Origin of the sequence: Nonomuraea sp. NPDC005730 (assembly GCF_040630865.1) — a bacterium.
Lineage (GTDB): Bacteria > Actinomycetota > Actinomycetes > Streptosporangiales > Streptosporangiaceae > Nonomuraea.
Window position 1 is genome coordinate 43791 of the sequence record NZ_JBEXYK010000039.1, and the last position, 18086, is coordinate 61876.

Annotated in this window: 4 protein-coding genes; 2 read left to right on the forward strand and 2 right to left on the reverse strand. The window is 68.6% G+C overall.

The window, feature by feature from the left end; all coding sequences use genetic code 11:
- Positions 1–26 precede the first annotated feature (26 nt).
- Both ABZ444_RS33430 and ABZ444_RS33435 read right to left on the reverse strand, forming a co-directional pair.
- Complete coding sequence (locus ABZ444_RS33430) at positions 27–15662, reverse strand: RHS repeat-associated core domain-containing protein (protein ID WP_358005671.1); 15636 nt, start codon at positions 15660–15662, stop codon at positions 27–29.
- Between the two features lie 1116 nt (positions 15663–16778).
- Positions 16779–17015 carry a transposase gene (locus ABZ444_RS33435; protein WP_358005674.1) on the reverse strand — a complete coding sequence of 79 codons (237 nt, stop codon included), beginning with the start codon at positions 17013–17015 and terminating at the stop codon, positions 16779–16781.
- 39 nt (positions 17016–17054) lie between these two features.
- Between ABZ444_RS33435 and ABZ444_RS33440 the strand changes: the two genes are divergently transcribed.
- Both ABZ444_RS33440 and ABZ444_RS33445 read left to right on the forward strand, forming a co-directional pair.
- Entirely contained in the window at positions 17055–17450 is a 396-nt protein-coding gene (locus ABZ444_RS33440) for a transposase (RefSeq protein WP_358005677.1), read from the forward strand.
- A 15-nt stretch (positions 17451–17465) separates the two neighbouring features.
- Entirely contained in the window at positions 17466–18074 is a 609-nt protein-coding gene (locus ABZ444_RS33445) for a hypothetical protein (protein WP_358005680.1), read from the forward strand.
- Positions 18075–18086: the final 12 nt, after the last annotated feature.

The window sequence follows — 18086 nt, forward strand, 5'->3', positions numbered from 1 at the left end:
CTCACCGTTTCGAATGCCTGGAAGGATCAAGCGGGATTGTACGTCAAGGGACCACATCTCCAAGGCGCCTTCAGGCCGATCCCGTCGTCCTCCCTCATGCACTTTTCTCTGACGTTTATCCCCCGGCCGGGATACTTCGTGCGGAACTCATCCCATTTCTTGTTCATCGCGTCCACGTCCGGCCCCAGGGAGTCGAGAAGATCGATCCCGTCCTTGATCGCTCCGCACACCGTGTCCGCTGCTCCTTGCGCAGTTTTGGCCCCCGGTATGCGGCCCAGGAACTTCGAGAGGTCGCAGATGCCCGGGGCGGTCATGCCCTTTTCCTTCTTGTAGATGTTCGACATGAACCACGCCTGTACCGGCGAATAATAAGTCGTACATGTCCTGTAGGTATGGCCGTTCTTTTCTGAGCGAACACAGTGTTTTCCGGGCGTGGAATCACAGTATGTCGACGTGGGGTGGTCGATGCACCAACGGATGGAGTCCCCCAGCTTTCCGCATGCGGCCATCTTGTGTTTCTTGGCCATGCAGTCGAGCTCCACCACGGCGGCGGCGAAGCAGTCACCCAGCGATCCCTTGATCTTGGTCAGGCACTGGGTCGCGTCGGCTGCTATTCCTTGGCAGTATTTCGCGCTGTTTCCGTTGCCGTGCCGTCCACCCAGCCCTTCCGGCAGGCCACCCTTGTAGGCACACACCGAGTATGCCTCGCTCACAACCTTGCATTGGTCGGTGTCGCCGCCATGTTCTCTGTCGCCACGACACTTCGCATACTCGATGGCCGATCCCCTACACACCTTCGTAGTGTTCGAGTACCGATGCATGCACTCCTGGTACTCAGGACCCGCTTCGATGCAGCCTACGCGATCGGAGTTTTTCCCCGCCATGCACTGCGCGTACACCTTCTTCTGCCCCGAGCAGGTGCCGCCGCCCCCGCCAGCGACACACGCGGAGTACACCGCTTTCTCCTCGCACGTCTTCGCCTTGGAGCCGGCGAATCGGCAATCGTTATACTTCTCGTTCGCGGACTTGCATCCCTTGTCCTTCGTCAAGCCGGCCGTGCAGTCGTTGTAGAAGGACTCGTACGGATCACACTTCTTGCCCTTGAAGCCATTGTCGACGCACTTGTCGTATTGCTTCTCGCATTTCTTCTGGTACGGCTTCTTCGCACAGGAGGCGTGGCCATCGGGATCGACGTTCGTGAGCGGGTTGTCGTTGGCGTAGGTGTAACGGTTGAGCTGGACAGAGGGGTCGGCACTTTGGGTGAGGGTGTCTCGGCTGATGAAGCTGCCGGTGGTGGGCTGGTACCAGCGGGCGGCCATGTTGACCTTGCCGGTGCTCGGGTCGGTGTAGGCGCCCTGATAGCCAAGGCTGTGGACCGCTCCGGTGCGGGTGACGACCTCCCCGAAGGGGTTGTAGGCGACCGAGTCGATCAGTGAGGTGCCGGTGGCGGTGAAGGCTCCGATGAGATCGCCGCGCAGATCGCAGAACGCGAGCTGGGCGCCGGCGCTGGCGCCGTCCGACAGGCCCAGGGTGCGGCCGAGCGCGTCCCGGCCGAACATCGCGGTCTTGACGCCGGTGGCGGTGTCGGTGACGGCGACGAGGTTGTTGGTGGTGCCGTCGTAGGTCATGCGCTGGGTCTTGCCTCCTTGTGTGCGAGTCTCGACCCGGTCGAGGGCGTCGTAGTCGTACTGCACGCCGTCGTCGTTGACGAGGCGGTCGAAGGCGTCGGACTTGGTGAGGCGGACCATGCCGTTGCCTTCTTCGGCGAGGGTTCCGCGAGCGGTGTAGGTGTACGTCTTGCCGTCGCCCGCAGTCAGCCTGTCGCGTTCGTCGTAGGTGTAGGTCTTGTCGCCTGCCTTGACACGATTGCCCGCGGCGTCCCAACCGTAGTCGGTCTTGGCTCCGTCGGGCGCGGTCCAGGAGGTGAGCCGGTTGGCCCAGTCGTAGGTGTAGGTGTTCTTCCCCGCGCCGGCGGTTCCGGTGGTGGTCTTGGACGTCATGTTGTCGTCCAGGTCGTAGCCGTACTCGATGGACGCGATCGGCCCCGCGGCCGAGGTGGTGAGCGTGTCCTTGGCGAGCCGGCTTAGGTCGTCGTAGCCGTAGGTGCGGCGAGCACCGCCCGCACCGTAGGCCATGCCGGTCAAGCGGTTGGCCTTGTCGTAGGTGTAGTCGATCGTGGTGCCCGACACCGGGTCTACCGATTGGGTGAGCCGGTCGGCGTCGTCCCAGGTGAAGGTGGAGGTGCCGGTGCCGTCGATGCGCTGCACCACGCGGTTGTCGGCGTCGTAGGCATAGACGTTGAGGTCGCCGGCGACGGCACTGCTGGACTTGAGCAGCTGGCCGCGGTCGTTGAGGGTGAAGGTCAGATCGTTGGCGGTGATCATGCGGCCAACCGAGTCGTAGCCGAACCTCTTGGCCTCGGTGTCGGCCTCGGCTCCCGTCCCGGTCTGCGTGACGAGCCGGTTCAGCTCGTCGAAGGTGCGCTCGACCCGTACCCCGCCGGGAGCCAGGCTGACGGCGGGGTTGCCGGCCACGTCGTAGGCGACGGTCCAGGTGCGGTCCTTCAGGTCGGGGTGCTGCGCGGTGGCCGGCTCGATCACGGTCTCCACCAGGCCGAGGCTGTTGTAGGTGGTGTAGGTGGAGTTGCCGCGGCCGTTGGTGGTGCGGGTCTGCGCGCCGGCGGCGTCGTAGCCGAAGGTGCTGGTGATCTGCTCGGACGCGGAGACCTGCTCGACCAGCGAGGTCATCCGGTTGGCGGCGTCGTAGGTGCGGATTACGGTGTGTCCCTCGCCTGACGTGCTGCTGATCGGGTTGCCGGCCAGGTCGTAGCCAGCCTTCACGGTGCGCAGCACCTTCCCTGTCGCGTCCTGCTCCTGGGTCTCGGTCTTGCGACCCGCCAGGTCGTAGAAGGCCGTCGAGGTGAGCCCGAGCGCGTTGGTGGTCGTGGTGGGCCGTCCGGCCAGATCGTAGCCGAAGGTGGTGGCGTTGCCGAGCGCGTCGGTCTGCTTGGTCAACGCACCGGTCGCGTCGTAGGCGCGGGTGGAGGCGTCGCCGGTGGGACGAGTGGTCTTCACCACCCGTCCCGCGTCGTCGTAGTCCAGCTTGGTGACGTAGACGCCCGGCGTCGGCTTGCGCTCGATGGTCGAGAGTGTGATCTGCCGCCCTAAGTCGTCGTAGGTCGCCTCGGACCGTGCTCCGGTCGGGTCCACGGTCCACGACGATTCACCGAGCAGGTCGTAACCGAACGTCCACGTCCCGGCCGCCGCTCCGCCGGCGGGCGGGTCGGTGACCTTCACCTTGCGGCCCAGCACGTCGTAGACGGCGGTGGTGACCTGGCCGCGCACGCCGGTCGCCTTGACCAGCTGACCGGCGGCGTCGTATTCCGCGGTCGTGGTCGGGGTGATCAGCTGTCCGCCGGGCGGGGTGTAGGCCGGGAGGGCCTGGGTGATGACGCGCCCGGCCCGGTCGTAGGCCGCCGTAGTGGTGCGGCCTACGGGGTCGACCTGGTGCGTACGCTCGCCGAAGGTGTTGTAGCCCAGCTTGGATGTGGGCCGCTCGGTGACGGCGGCACCGCCGTTGCGTTCCACCTGGACGGCGGGCATTTCCAGGCGCATCGGCTGCCCGGCCGTGCTGTAGGTCACGCTGGTGGTGAAGTCGGCCGGGTCGGCCCCCGCGGCGTTGCCGCGCGGGTCGGTCATCGCCGTCACCAGACCGCGGTCGTCCACAGTCAGCGTGGTGACCAGGTCTGCGCCGTCATTGTGGAGGGTCTGCCGGATCGGCTGGTCGAGCACGTCGTACTCGAACTCGGAGACCTCGCTCCGGCTGGTGCCCGCGGCGGTACGCGTCACCTTGGTCACGTTGTTGTTCGCGTCGTAGGTGAAGCTGGTCTTGCGCGCCAGCGTCTCCGGGTCCACCACCTGCGAGCTGATCCGCCCGGCGGCGTCGTAGGCGGCGTCGACACGCAGCGTGCCGCCGTTGGTCGTCTGCCGGACAAGTTGCGCGGCCGCGTCGTAGACCCGGGAGTCCAGCACGACGTCGCGTCCGGTGGCGGAGCCGTTCAGCTTGGCTCCCTTGGTGGTCGCCTCGAACGGCAGGTTGTCGGCGTAGTAGGTGTAGGTGGTGGTGCGTCCCATCGCGTCGGTCTTGGACGCGATACGGCCGGCGGGGTCGTAGGCGATGGACTCCATCACCACGTCGGTGGCCGGCTGCGGGTCGAGCGGGCTGCCCGTCCATCCCTTCAGCACCGTGGTGGCCAGCTCTCCGCGCGGCGTGTAGGTGTAGGCCAGGGTGGCGCCGCGCGGGTCGGTGGACGTGGTCTTCTGTCCCTTGCCGTCGTACCTGGACCGCGTGACCGCGCCTTCAGGATCGGTCACCGTTTCCTGCCGGCCGTTGGCGTCGTAGGTGTAGGTGGTGGTCCGCGCCGCGTCCCCGCCCGTCAGGTCCGCGCTGGTCTCAGTCAGCAGCAGCCCGTCGGCGTCGTACGTGGCCGACCACTTCAGCGTGTGGGTCTTGCCGTCGACGTCGTTCTTGATCCCGGGCCCTGCCTTGGTCAGCGGCTTGCCCATGCCGTCGTAGCTGGTCGTGGTGGTCACGCCCTCGGGGTTCGCCTTGGAGATCTCGGTGGTCGAGATCACCCGGCCGAGCGCGTCATAGGTGTACTTCTTCACCAGCCCCGACGGCAGAGTCTCAGTGACGAGGTCACCGGCGGCGTTGTAGGCGTAGGTGGTCTCGTTGCCCTTGAAGTCCTTCTCCGCCTTTGTCAGGCCCGCCGGCATGGTGCCGCCGCCGGCTGCGGGTTCTGTGCCGTCGGTGTAGGTGTTGCTCGTGCTGCGACCGGTCGGGAAGTCTTCCGTGGCCGGAGTAGTGATCTTGATCTCCTCACCAAAGGAGTTGTGCGTCCAGGAGGTCATGTAGGACTCATCGGTGGGCGAGGCCGATCGGCCGTCCCGCTGGGCGATCTTCACGTCGTTGCGCGGGTCGAACGGCTTCTCGGTGTCGTTGAAGTAGTTGTAGTACTCCGTCGAGCAGTTCACACCCGCCGTCCGGCAGGTCTTCCTCGACAGCAGGTTTCCCCGGCCGTTGTACGCCAGCTCGACCACGTTGCCGTTCGGATCGATCGCCTTGGCCGGATATCCGCCCACGTCATAGGTGTACTTCATGGTCGCGCCGACCTGGTCGGTCACCGCCACGTCCCGGTAGCCACGCTGCGCGTCGGAGACGTAGGTGACGACCCCGTTGTCCGGATCGGTCACTGTCACGGTGGCGAAGGTCGAGATGGTGGTCTGCTTGGCGTACACCGGGTCCGACAGCTTCCACGTGCCGCCGTTGGAGTCGGTGTACGTCACCAACCGGCCGCCGTCCGGGTTGTAGGCGTTGACCGCCCATACCCGACCCGACGGCTGAGTCACCTTGGTCAGCTGCGGCTGTGGCTTCCCGGCTGCGAAGTGCCGCTGTACGGCCGCCGCGCCCATGGGCCTGCCGTAGATCGCGACCTCGTCGATGTCGCCGTTGAATGGGAACAGCGTGGTGGTGGTCGTGCTGGACGGCCAGGCCGTGGAGCCGTACCCGGAGCCGATCCGGGTCTCCGCCATGTCGCCATGCTGGATCTCCCCGGCCAGCGTGCCCATCGCGGCCCCGTCCAGGTACAGCGTCTGCGTGTGCTCGGCGGGCTCCGAGCTTGAGGCGGGCTTGGTCTCCACCGACGAGAGCACCGCATGGTGCCAGCTGCCGTCGTTCACGGCGCCGGTGGAGGTGATCGGGGTCTGCGCAACGGTGGAGGAGCCGGTGAAGAACTGGCCGCGCAGCTTTCCGTCAGTGCCTACGTACACCACCGGCGTGAATGCCGACGGGCCGTTGGTCCCCGTGTTCTGCATTCCGATGATCGTTCCGGACGCGGTGGTCTTGAACCACGCCTCCACGGCCAGATCGCCGCCCTGGCCGCTGATCGCGTTGGGCGGCAGTTGCACGTAGGTGGAGGTCGCCGCTCCCTTGAAGCGCATCGCGGTGTCCGGCGACCCGGCCAGCGCGCCCGGGACCCGGGGGCCGAGGTCGGCCGGGGTGGTGCCGTTCAGCTTGGCCTGCTCCTCGGTGATGTTCCAGCCCGCCGCGCTCGTGACGGTGGTGCCGGTACGGGTCTCGGCCTCGTTCAGCCGGTAGTAGTACTCCGGCCCGGAATCGGTGATCACACTCTTGTACCGCGAGGCCGTGCCGTACTCGTACGTCGTGCAGGCCGTCACCGAGGTAGGCGGGCACACCTTGACCAGCTGATCACCTGTGTAGGTGTAGGTCCAGGTCAGCGGGTTGCCGTCTACGGGATCGGTGGACACGCTCGCCACGTGGTTCCCCACCCAGGTGAACGTCAGCGACCTGCCACCCGTCGCGGTCACCTTGGTCAGCTTGCCGTCGGTGCCGCGGGTCAGTTGCTGAGCCCGCCCCCGACGATCGGTGATCTTGGTGAGGCTGCCGGACGTGTCGAACCAGTAGGACGTGGCCGACTTGTCCATCAACCGCCAGCCACCCGTCTGCTCGGCGGCCATCGTCGCGAACGTCCCCGACGGGGGCGCGTACGTGCCGTTGCCCGCCAGGACGAACCGCAGCTGCTCTCCGCTGGGATAGGTCACCAGCAGGCTCCCGGTCGGCTCCTCCTCGATCCGCATGTCCCATCGGGTGGTCCACCCGGCACCGAAGATCCCGTCGGTGCGTGGGTCCAGGCTGTTGTAGGTACGGCTCACCGACAAGGGCGGGCCGAGGACCGCCACCGAGGCGTCCGTCGTCGTGGGCGCGTAGTTGCCCGACATGTGGTTGAACTCCTGGTCCTGCGTGCCGCCTGCCAGCAGGCCGTTGATGTTCGCCTGTTCCGGCACCAGCGTGAAGGTCCGCCAGGAGGAGGCCACCGTAGCGTAGGTGGTGGCGGCCTTGGCCATCCACGAGTACGTCTCGCCCCACTTCAGCCGCTCATCGACGACCTGCCACACACCTTCCTTGGTCCAGTCCTCGGTCTTCTCCGCCGAGTCCTTGCACCAGCGCCAGTTCGGTGCGCTGCCCGCGCAGATCTGGAACCAGTACTTGACCTCGCCCTTGTTGAAAGGCCGCGCGTTCGCCGACAGCACCGGCGCCAGCGAGCCCACCTGGCTGTTGTTCGCCGGGGAGAACGACTCGAACGGCAGCGCCGCCACGCTCGCATACACCCAGTCCGACCACGGCCCCGACACCCCGGACGTGGTGGTGGCGCGGGCCCGCCAGCGGATGTGCCAGCCGTCCGTCAGCTTGTCGGCCGGTACGGCCGTCCAGGCGTTGGTCCCGGAGGCGTACTCCTTGTCCGAGGTGCCCGACCAGATCAGGCCGGTTCCCTCGTCGCCGTTCGCCGGGTCGTGCTCCACCTGGACGTCGAGCTTGCCGGGGCGGTTTTCCGGGTCGGTGATCTTGGCGTACATCCACGGCGTCAGCGACTCCGCCGTCCAGGATGTCGTGCCCCGGATGGCGGGGTTCATCCCCAGGCCGTCGATGCTTGGTTTGCCGAGATCCACGGTGCCGTTCTGCCAGGGTGACCATTCGCCTTCCGCACCGGCGGTGGTGATGCCGCGTACCCGCCAGCGGATCTTCATGCCGTCGGTCAGTTTCCCGGCCGGGACCTGCAGCCAGGCGTTGCCGCCGGAGGCGTACTGAGTGGTGCCCTTGCCGGACCAGATCAGACCCGTGCCCTGGGCGGGAGCGGCCGGGTCATGCTCGATCTCGGCGCCCAGCACCAGTTTGGAACCTCCGGCGTCGGTCACCTTCGCGTACAACCACGGTGTGATGGACGCCAGCGTCCACGAGTCGGTGCCACGGGTGGCGGGCACCGCGCCCAGGCCGTCGCCCGCCGTTCCGCTCACCGCGACGGTGGACGCCTGCCACTCCGTCCACGGGCCCGCGATCCCCTCGGCGGTGGACACCCGTACGCGCCAGCGGACCAGCCAGCCGTCCTTCAACTTGCCCGACGTCACCGTGGGCGTCTGCAACCAGCATTTGCTGGTCGTGTAACAACCACCGCTCGACACCGTGCCGGTGCCCGACCAGATCAGGCCCGTGCCCTGCGTGGTGACCGACGGGTCATGCTCGACCTGCGCCTCCAGGCGTAAGGTCCGCGAGTCGGGGTCGCCGCCGTAGGCGTAGAAGGTGGGCTGGGTCGAGGTCAGCGTCCACAGTCCTGACGTCTGCTGTCCTGGGGAGGCCGTCGCCTCCGAGACCACAGGCTTGGAGGCGTCCACCCGGGTGGCCTGCCACTCCGACCACGGGCCGGCGACTCCCTCAGCGGTGGACACCCGTACGCGCCAGCGCACCTGCCAGCCGTCCTTCAGCTTGCCGGCCGTCACCGCGGGGGTCTGCAACCAGCACTTGCTGGTCGTGTAGCAACCGCCGCTGGACACCGTGCCGGTGCCGGACCAGATCAGCCCTGAGCCCTGCCCGGCGGCCGACGGGTTGTGCTCGACCTGCGCCTCCAGGCGCAACGGCCGCGAGTCCGCGTCCCCGCCGTACGCGTAGAAGCTCGGCTGCGTGGACGGCAACGTCCACAAGCCCGCGACCTGCTGGCCAGGCGAGGCCAGCGGCTCCGACACCACCGGCTTGCTGGTGTCCACGCGCCCGGCCTGCCACTCCGTCCACTGGCTGGCGACCGAGGCCGCCGTGCTCACCCGTACGCGCCAGCGGATCAGCCAGCCGTCCTTCAGCTTGCCGGTCGTCACCGCGGGGGTCTGCAACCAGCACTTGCTGGTCGTGTAACAACCACTGCTCGACACCGTCCCGGTGCCGGACCAGATCAAACCTGAGCCCTGCCCGGCGGCCGACGGGTCGTGCTCAACCTGCGCCTCCAGGCGCAGCGGCCGCGAGTCCGGGTCGCCGCCGTACGCGTAGAAGGTCGGCTGCGTGGACGGCAACGTCCACGAACCTGCCGCCTCCTGCCCTGGCGTGAGCAGCGGCTCCGACACCACCGGCTTGCTGGTGTCCACGCGCCCGGCCTGCCAGTCCGACCACTGACTGGCCACCGAACCTGACGTGCTCACCCGTACGCGCCAGCGGATCAGCCAGCCGTCCTTCAACTTGCCGGTCGTCACCGCAGGGGTCTGCAACCAGCACCTGCTGGTCGTGTAACAACCGCCGCTCGACACCGTGCCGGTGCCGGACCAGATCAAGCCTGTGCCCTGGGTGGTGGCCGACGGGTCGTGCTCGATCTGCGCCTCCAGGCGCAACGCCCGGGCGTCCGGGTCGCCGCCGTACGCGTAGAAGCTCGGCTGCGTGGACGGCAACGTCCACAGACCTGCCACCTGCTGACCGGGCGAGGCCAGGAGGTCCGACGTCACCGGCTTGGAGGTGTCCACCCGGCCGAACTGCCACTCCGACCACGGGCCGGGCACTAGCGCGCCGGGAGCGGCGGTGGATTGCACCACCGCGCGCACCCGCCACCGGATCTGCCAGCCGTTCTGCAGCCCCGTCACCTCGGGCGACTCGTGGGAGGCCGAACACGTCTGGTTCGTGAAACAGGTGTCACCGAACGTCGTGCTCTGTCCGGTCCAGATCAGGCCGGTGCCCTGGCCGGTCGCCGCCGGGTCGTGCTCGACCTCCGCCTGCAGCACGCCGGGCCGCCGGTCGGCGTCCGCGATCGCGGCGGTGAAGGACGGGCTGGTGCTCGGCAGGATCCACTTGCCGGACACCAACTGCCCGACCGGCGCCGACACCGTGCTCACGACCGGGCCGGGCGGGATCGTCTTGGCGATCGCCGTGTCCACCCGCGCCGACACCCAGGCCGACCACGGCCCGGACGCCCCTGACGTGGTGGTGGCGCGGGCGCGCCAGCGGATCTGCCATCCGTCGGTCAGCTTCCCGGCCGGTACGGCCGCCCAGGCGATCGTTGCCGTCGCGTAGTCCTGGTCCGATGAGCCCGACCAGATGAGCCCGGTCCCCTGCCCGGCGGCGGCCGGGTCGTGCTCGACCTCCACGTCGAGCTTGCTCGACCGGTTGTCAGGATCGGTGACCTTCGCGAACAGCCACGGCGTCACCGTTCCGGCCGTCCACGACGCGCTGCCCTGAAGCGCCGGGTCCATGCCCAGCGACTCGACCGACGGCTTGTTGAGGTCCACGCGTGCCTGGGTCCAGTCCGACCACGGGCTGATGGCGCCGCTGGTGGTCTCGGCACGGGCCCGCCAGCGGATCCTCATCCCGTCGGTCAGCTTCCCGCCCGGCACCTGCACCAGCGCATTGTCACCCGAGTGGTACGCCTGAGCGCTCTTGCCCGTCCAGATCAGGCCGCTGCCCTGCCCGGTCGCGGCCGGGTCGTGCTCGATCTCCACGGCGAGCAGGGAATCCCTGGTCTCCGGGTCGGTCACCTTCGCGTAGAGCCACGGCGAGGTCGCCGCCGCCGTCCAGGTTCCCGCGTCCCAGGTCGCGGGCGTCATCGACAGGCCGGACACCGACGGTTTGCGCAGGTCGAAGCTGGTCTCGGTCCAGTCGGTCCATGGGCCGAGCGTGCCGGTGGTGGTCTCACCGCGTACGCGCCAGCGTACCTTCATGCCGTCCGTCAGCTTGCCCGCGGGGACCTGCGCCCAGGCGTTGCCACCGGAGGCGTAGGCGGTGGTTCCCTTGCCCTCCCAGATCAGGCCGCTGCCCTGCCCGGTCGCGGTGGGGTCGTGCTCGACCTGCACCGACAGTTTCGAGGCCCGCGAATCGGGGTCGCTGACCTTGGCGTAGAACCACGGCGTCACCGACGACGCCGTCCAGGACGTCGCGCCCTTGGTCGCCGGGGTCAGACCCGCGTCGGACGCGGCGGGTTTGGTCACGTCGACGCTCGCGCTCTGCCAGGGCGACCACTCGCCCTCGGCGCCGGCGGTGGTGACGCCGCGTACCCGCCAGCGCACCTTCATCCCGTCGGTCAGTTGCCCGGCCGGGACCTGCAGCCAGGCGTTCCCGCCCGAGGCGTAGGAGGTGGTGGCCTTGCCGGACCAGATCAGGCCCGTGCCCTGGGCCGGAACTGCGGGGTCGTGCTCGATCTCGGCGCCCAGCACCAGCTTGGAGCCGCCGGCGTCGGTGACCTTGGCGTACAACCACGGTGTGACGGACGCCAGCGTCCACGAGTCGGTGCCACGCGTCGCGGGCACCGCGCCCAGGCCGTTACCGGCCGTGCCGCTGACCGCCACCGTCGACTCCTGCCACTCCGACCAGGGGCCGGCCACCCCGTCGGAGGCCGAGACGCGCACCCGCCAGCGAACCAGCCAACCGTCCTTGAGCTTGCCCGCTGTCACCGCAGGTGACTGTAAGTAGCACCTGCTGGTCGTGTAACAACCGCCGCTCGACACCGTGCCGGTGCCGGACCAGATCAGGCCCGTACCCTGCGCGGCGACCGCCGGGTCATGCTCGACCTGCGCTTCCAGGCGCAACGGCCGCGAGTCAGGGTCGCCGCCGTACGCGTAGAAGGTCGGCTGCGCGGACGACAACGTCCACAACCCCGCCACCTGCTGGCCTGGGGAGGCCGTCGCCTCCGACACCACCGGCTTGGAGGTGTCCACGCGGCCGGCCTGCCACTCCGACCACTGACTGGTGATGCCGTCGGCGGTGGACACGCGCACCCGCCAGCGAACCAGCCAGCCGTCCTTGAGCTTGCCCGACGCCACTGCGGGAGACTGCAACCAGCATCTGCTGGTCGTGTAACAACCGCCGCTCGACACCGTGCCGGTGCCGGACCAGATCAGGCCCGTACCCTGCGTGGCGACCGCCGGGTCATGCTCGACCTGCGCCTCCAGACGCAACGGCCGCGAGTCAGGGTCGCCGCCGTACGCGTAGAAGGTCGGCTGCGTGGACGGCAACGTCCACATACCCGCCACCTGCTGGCCCGGCGAGGCCAGTTGCTCCGACACCACCGGCTTGGAGGCGTCGATCCGCGCGGACTGCCACTCCGACCACGGGCCCGCCTCCCCTTCAGCGGTGGAGGCCCGCACGCGCCAGCGGATCAGCCAACCGTCCTTGAGCTCGCCCGACGCCACTGTCGGGGTCTGCAACCAGCACCTGCTGGTCGTGTAACAACCGCCGCTCGACACCGCGCCGCCGGCCGCCCAGATCAGCCCGGAGCCCTGGCTCGCCGCCGACGGGTCGTGCTCGATCTGCGCCTCCAGTCGCAACGGCCGCGAGTCAGGGTCGCCGCCGTACGCGTAGAAGGTCGGCTGCGTGGACGGCAACGTCCACAGTCCTGACGCCTGCTGACCTGGGGAGGCCAGCGGCTCCGACACCACCGGCTTGCTGGTGTCCACGCGCCCGGACTGCCATTCGGACCACGGGCCCGCCACCTGGTCGGCGGTGGACACCCGCACCCGCCAGCGAACCAGCCAGCCGTCCTTCAACTTGCCCGACGCCACTGCGGGAGACTGCAACCAGCACCTGCTGGTCGTGTAACAACCACTGCTCGACAGCGTGCCGCCGGCCGCCCAGATCAGCCCGGAGCCCTGGCCGGCGGCCGACGGGTCGTGCTCGATCTGCGCCTCCAGGCGCAGCTTGCGCGAGTCGGGGTCGCCGCCGTACGCGTAGAAGCTCGGCTGCGTGGACGGCAACGTCCACAGGCCCGCCACCTGCTGACCTGGGGAGGCCAGTTGCTCCGACACCACCGGCTTGGAGGTGTCCACGCGCGCGGACTGCCACTCCGACCACGGGCCGGACACCAGCGCGCCCGCTGTGGCGGTGGACTGCACCACCGCCCGCACCCGCCACCGCACGTGCCAGCCGTTCTGCAAGCCCGTCACCGCGGGCGACTCGTGCGAGGCCCAGCACGTCTGTCCCTTGAAACACGTCTCATCGAACGTCGTGCTCTGCCCGGACCAGATCAGCCCCGTCCCCTGCGCCGGTACGGCCGGGTCGTGCTCGACCTCCGCCTCCAGCGCGCCGGGCCGCCGGTCCACGTCCGAGATCGCGGCGGTGAAGGACGGACTGGTGGTCGGCAGGATCCACTTGCCCGTCACCAACTGGCCGGTGGGCGCCGACACCTCGCTCACGGCGGGCCCGGGCGGGATCGTCTTGAACACCGTCGTGTCCACGCGCGCCGACACCCACTCCGACCACGGCCCCGACGCGCCGGACGTGGTGGTGGCGCGGGCGCGCCAGCGGATCTGCCAGCCGTCGGTCAGCTTGCCCGACGGCACGACCGCCCAGGCGTTGGTGCCCGGCGCGTACGCCTTGTCCGAGGAGCCCGACCAGATCAGCCCCGCCCCCTGCGCGGGAACGGCCGGGTCGTGCTCGACCTCCACGTCGAGCTTGCTCGACCGGTTCTCCGGGTCGCTCACCTTGGCGAACAGCCACGGCGTCACCGTCCCCGCCGTCCAAGACGCGGAGCCGGGAAGAGCGGGATCCATGCCGAGCGACTGGATCGCCGGCTTGTTGAGGTCGATCGCGGTGGCGGACCAGTCGGTCCATGGGCCGAGCGCGCCGGTGGTCGTCTCACCGCGTACGCGCCAGCGCACCTTCATGCCGTCCGTCAGCTTCGCGGCCGGGACCTGGACCCACGCGTTGCCGCCCGAGGCGTAGGCGGTGGCGCCCTTGCCCTCCCAGATCAGGCCCGTGCCCTGCGCGGGTACGGCCGGGTCGTGCTCGACCTGCACCGACAGTTTCGAAGCCCGCGAATCGGGGTCGCTGACCTTGGCGTACAACCACGGCGTCACCGACGACGCCGTCCACGAGGTCGCGCCCTTGGTCGCCGGGGTCAACCCCGCGTCGGACGCGGCGGGCTTCGTCACGTCCACCGCGGCGCTCTGCCAGGCCGACCACTCGCCCTCCACGCCCGCCGTGGTCACACCGCGCACGCGCCAGCGGACCTTCATCCCGTCCGTCAGTTGCCCGGCCGGGACCTGCAGCCAGGCGTTCCCGCCCGAGGCGTAGGAGGTGGTGGCCTTGCCGGACCAGATCAGGCCCGTGCCCTGGGCCGGAACTGCGGGGTCGTGCTCGATCTCGGCGCCCAGCACCAGCTTGGAGCCGCCGGCGTCGGTGACCTTGGCGTACAACCACGGTGTGACGGACGCCAGCGTCCACGAGTCGGTGCCACGCGTCGCGGGCACCGCGCCCAGACCGTTACCGGCCGTGCCACTCACCGCCACCGTCGACTCCTGCCACTCCGACCACGGACCGGCCACCCCGTCGGAGGCCGACACGCGCACCCGCCAGCGAACCAGCCACCCGTCCTTCAACTTGCCCGACGCCACGACGGGCGACTGCAGATAGCACCTGCTGGTCGTGTAACAACCACTCGACGACAAAGACCCGGAACCCGACCAGATCAGGCCCGTACCCTGCGTCGCCACCGACGGGTCATGCTCGACCTGCGCCTCCAGACGCAACGTCCGCGACTCCGGGTCGCCGCCGTACGCGTAGAAGCTCGGCTGCACGGACGACAACGTCCACAACCCCGCCACCTGCTGGCCCGGCGAGGCCAGTTGCTCCGACACCACCGGCTTGGAGGTGTCCACCCGGCCGCCCTGCCACTCCGACCACGGACCGGCCACCCCGTCGGAGGCCGAGACGCGCACCCGCCAGCGAACCAGCCAGCCGTCCTTCAACTTGCCCGACGCCACGACGGGCGACTGCAGATAGCACCTGCTGGTCGTGTAACAACCACTCGACGACAAAGACCCGGAACCCGACCAGATCAGGCCCGTACCCTGCGTCGCCACCGACGGGTCGTGCTCGACCTGCGCCTCCAGGCGCAGCGTCCGCGACTCCGGGTCGCCGCCGTACGCGTAGAAGCTCGGCTGCGTGGACGGCAGGCTCCAGATCCCGGACGTCACCTGTCCGGGCGAGGCGATCGCCTCCGACACGACCGGCTTGGAGGTGTCCACCCGCGCGGCCTGCCAGGCCGACCAGGCGCTCACCACGCCGCCGGATGTGGAGACCCGCACCCGCCAGCGAACCAGCCAGCCGTCCTTCAACTTGCCCGACGCCACGGCCGGGGTCTGCAACCAGCACTTGCTGGTCGTGTAACAACCGCTGCTGGACAGCGAGCCGGTGCCGGACCAGATCAGGCCCATGCCCTGCGCAGCGACCGACGGGTCGTGCTCGACCTGGGCCTCCAGGCGCAAGGTCCGCGAGTCCGCGTCCCCGCCGTACGCGTAGAAGGTCGGCTGTGTGGACGGGAACGTCCACAGGCCCGACGTCTGCTGGCCCGGCAAGGCCGACATGCCCGACACCGCCGGAAGCGCGGCGGCCGTGACAGCCTGCGTCCGGGTGGCCTTCGCCTCGTCCTGCGTCGCGCTCCCCAAGGACACCTTGTGCATGGCGGCGCTCTCGGCGCGAACACGGGTCTGTCGTCCGTCGTTCTTCGCTGGTGCAGATACGGCGGGATCGGAGGACGAGTCCCAGGTCAGTGGCGGCGGGCTGTTCAGCCCGTCCGTGGCCGGCTCGTCGAGCACCTCGTGCGCCTTCTCCAGCGGGAGCGAGCCCTTGGGCCGCTCCTCGCCGGCGCTTTTCGTCTTGTCCTCGGTCTTCGGCTTCGGCTGCGTGGCGGCCGGGTCGACGAGGTGCGGCAGGTTCGCCGCGGTTCCGGACTGCTGGACGGGGACCGTCCCGGCTGAGCCTGAAGCCGGGGAGCCGGGGATCGCCAGCCGGTTCGGCACCGGGTCCACGACGACCGCCTGCGCCTGCAGCGCGAGAATCCCCGGCATGAGGATCATGGTCACGACCACGACGAGGCGGCTCAGCCACCGCGACGGTCTATTTCGTCCGAGGCCGAACCTTGCCCGGCCCAACACACCCGCACCTGTCCGAGCACGCCGCATGGCCACGCCCACGCTCCCCCGCAGACCAGGCGCATCCCCGTAAGCGCCGCATAAAGAACGCCACAGATATACACAGAAAAGTCGAACCAGGAATAGGCCTTGACAAGGTGATCACTGGTGGTGCAGCAGGCCAGAAATAGTCCCAGCAAGGGGATTCGGCCAGCTCATGCACAGGAAGTCTAAAATCTCAGTGTGACGTACATCACACAGGAATTCTTGATTTCCCAAAGGGGGTGGACGAATTCTGTAGCGCCCCCGTCACCATGCGTCTCACCTGGCCGGCACTCGCGCCTGCGCGAGGGACTCCGGGGCGGGCAACCAGGCAAGAAGGCGCGGTCCGTTATTTTGGCGGGAAGCAGCTGAGGCATTCGCGTGGAGGTGGAAGCATTCGATCCCCGCGCTTACCGGCTACTCACGACAAGGGCGGACCGATTTTCTCTACGGCATCAAGGATCACGCGAGCGGTTCAGAGCCGTTTCGAATTCCGATGTCGTCGCGCCCTTTTATGGCCCAGCGAGAAGAACAACACAGGCGAACGACTGACACCCTGATTCGATCATCGCAGGTGGGGCCACGCTGAAGAATTCTCCGTCAGCGCAAGTGGGCACTACGTACAGATGGCGGTCAGCGTGCTCGGCACGTGCTCCAACACCTGGAGGAAGGGGTAAGCGGCACATGATGGTGATGGTCAAGAACACATGGTTGCTCAGTGGTTGCTCGCGCGTACGCGATGCAGCACGGCACCCGTCATCACTTCCCGACACGACGGTGGAGAGAATTCCGTCCACAGCGATAGAAAGGGCACTCCGCGACACTGAGCGACAACCAGGGGACCGACTCATAATCCGTGGGTGGTGGGTTCAAGTCCCACTCGCCCTACTCTGCAACACCGCGTTCGACCCGAGGATCCTCGATTCTAGCCACCCTCGGATCTTGTTGTTGATCATGTCTGGTTGCTCCATGCTTGCTCTTGTGTACGGACCGTGTACGGCGGTAGATCGTTTAATCGTCCTGGCCGCGCAGGTGCCGGGCCAGCGCGGCACCGTAGGATCCGGTGCCCTCCACCCCGATCGCGTGCAGCCTGCCGAACGAACGCAGCCAGGCCAGCAGCTCGGCGTATCCGGCTACAGTGCCCGGGAACTCGGCATCGGCCAGGCGGCGGCCGTTCATCAGCACCACTGCGGCGTGATGGGTGTCGACACCGCCGACGATCCGCCGCTTCTTCGGCTCCTTGGCCATGAGCGTCCTTGTGTCGTCGGGGAGCATCGGTGGCGGTGCATGCCTGGCGGCCGGGCGGGCAGACCAGTGACGGGACCAGCGCGATCATGCTCCTATCAGGCCACGCGCGACCGCTCCGGCACGCACCATCGGCGATGCTTCCGGCTGAGGCGACAGAAACCGGGCGAGGTACTGGTGTGCATCGAGACCGACCGGGGACCGTGGGTGCGAGCGCTTGTCGCGGCCGGCTACCGGGTGTTCGGGGTGAGCCCCAAACAAGCCGCCCGGCACCGGAAGGTGATGGGCAACTCCGGGGCCAAGAGTGACAAGGCCGACGCGCGCGCGCTGGCTGACATGGTGCGTACCCGCCGCCACCAGCTGCGCCAGATCGCCGACGACTCCGATGGGGCCGAGGCGGTCAAGGTGGTCGCCCGCGCGCATCAGACGATGATCTGAGAACGGACCCGGCACATGCTGCGGCTGCGCTCGGCGCTGCGGTACTACTTCCCCGCCGCGCTTGCGGCCTACCAGACGCTCGGCCTGACCAGCACGGCCGTGCTCGTGCTGCTGGCCAAGGCCTCCACGCCGCAGGCAGCGGCACGGCTGACCGTCATCCAGATCACCGCGGCACTGAAGGGCTACCGCGACAAGAGCGCCAAGGCCGCCGCGATCCAGGCAGAACTACGCGCTGAGCATCTCGGGCAAAGCGACCTGGTCGCGTCCGCTTACGCGGCCACCGTGGCGGCGACCGTCGCGGTCCTGCAGACCCTCGACACCCAGATCGCCACCCTTGAAGGGCAGGTCGAGGCCCATTTTGGCCGGCACCCGGACGCTGAGATCCTGCTCAGCCAGCCCGGTATCGGCGCCATCCTCGGCGCCCGGGTGCTCGCGGAGTTCGGCGACGCGCGCGGCCGCTACGCCAGCGCCCCAGGATCCAAGACAGTCGCCAGCCCCACAGCAACAGAATTTCCCAGCGTTCGCCTGCTCAGCTGTGGGGAGTTTGATGTGCGATCGACAGGTCAGCGGGACAAGATGTCCACGCACTTCCCCCCGGGGTCTGTTATGGGCCGGCGGCGATGATGGTGGAGCGGC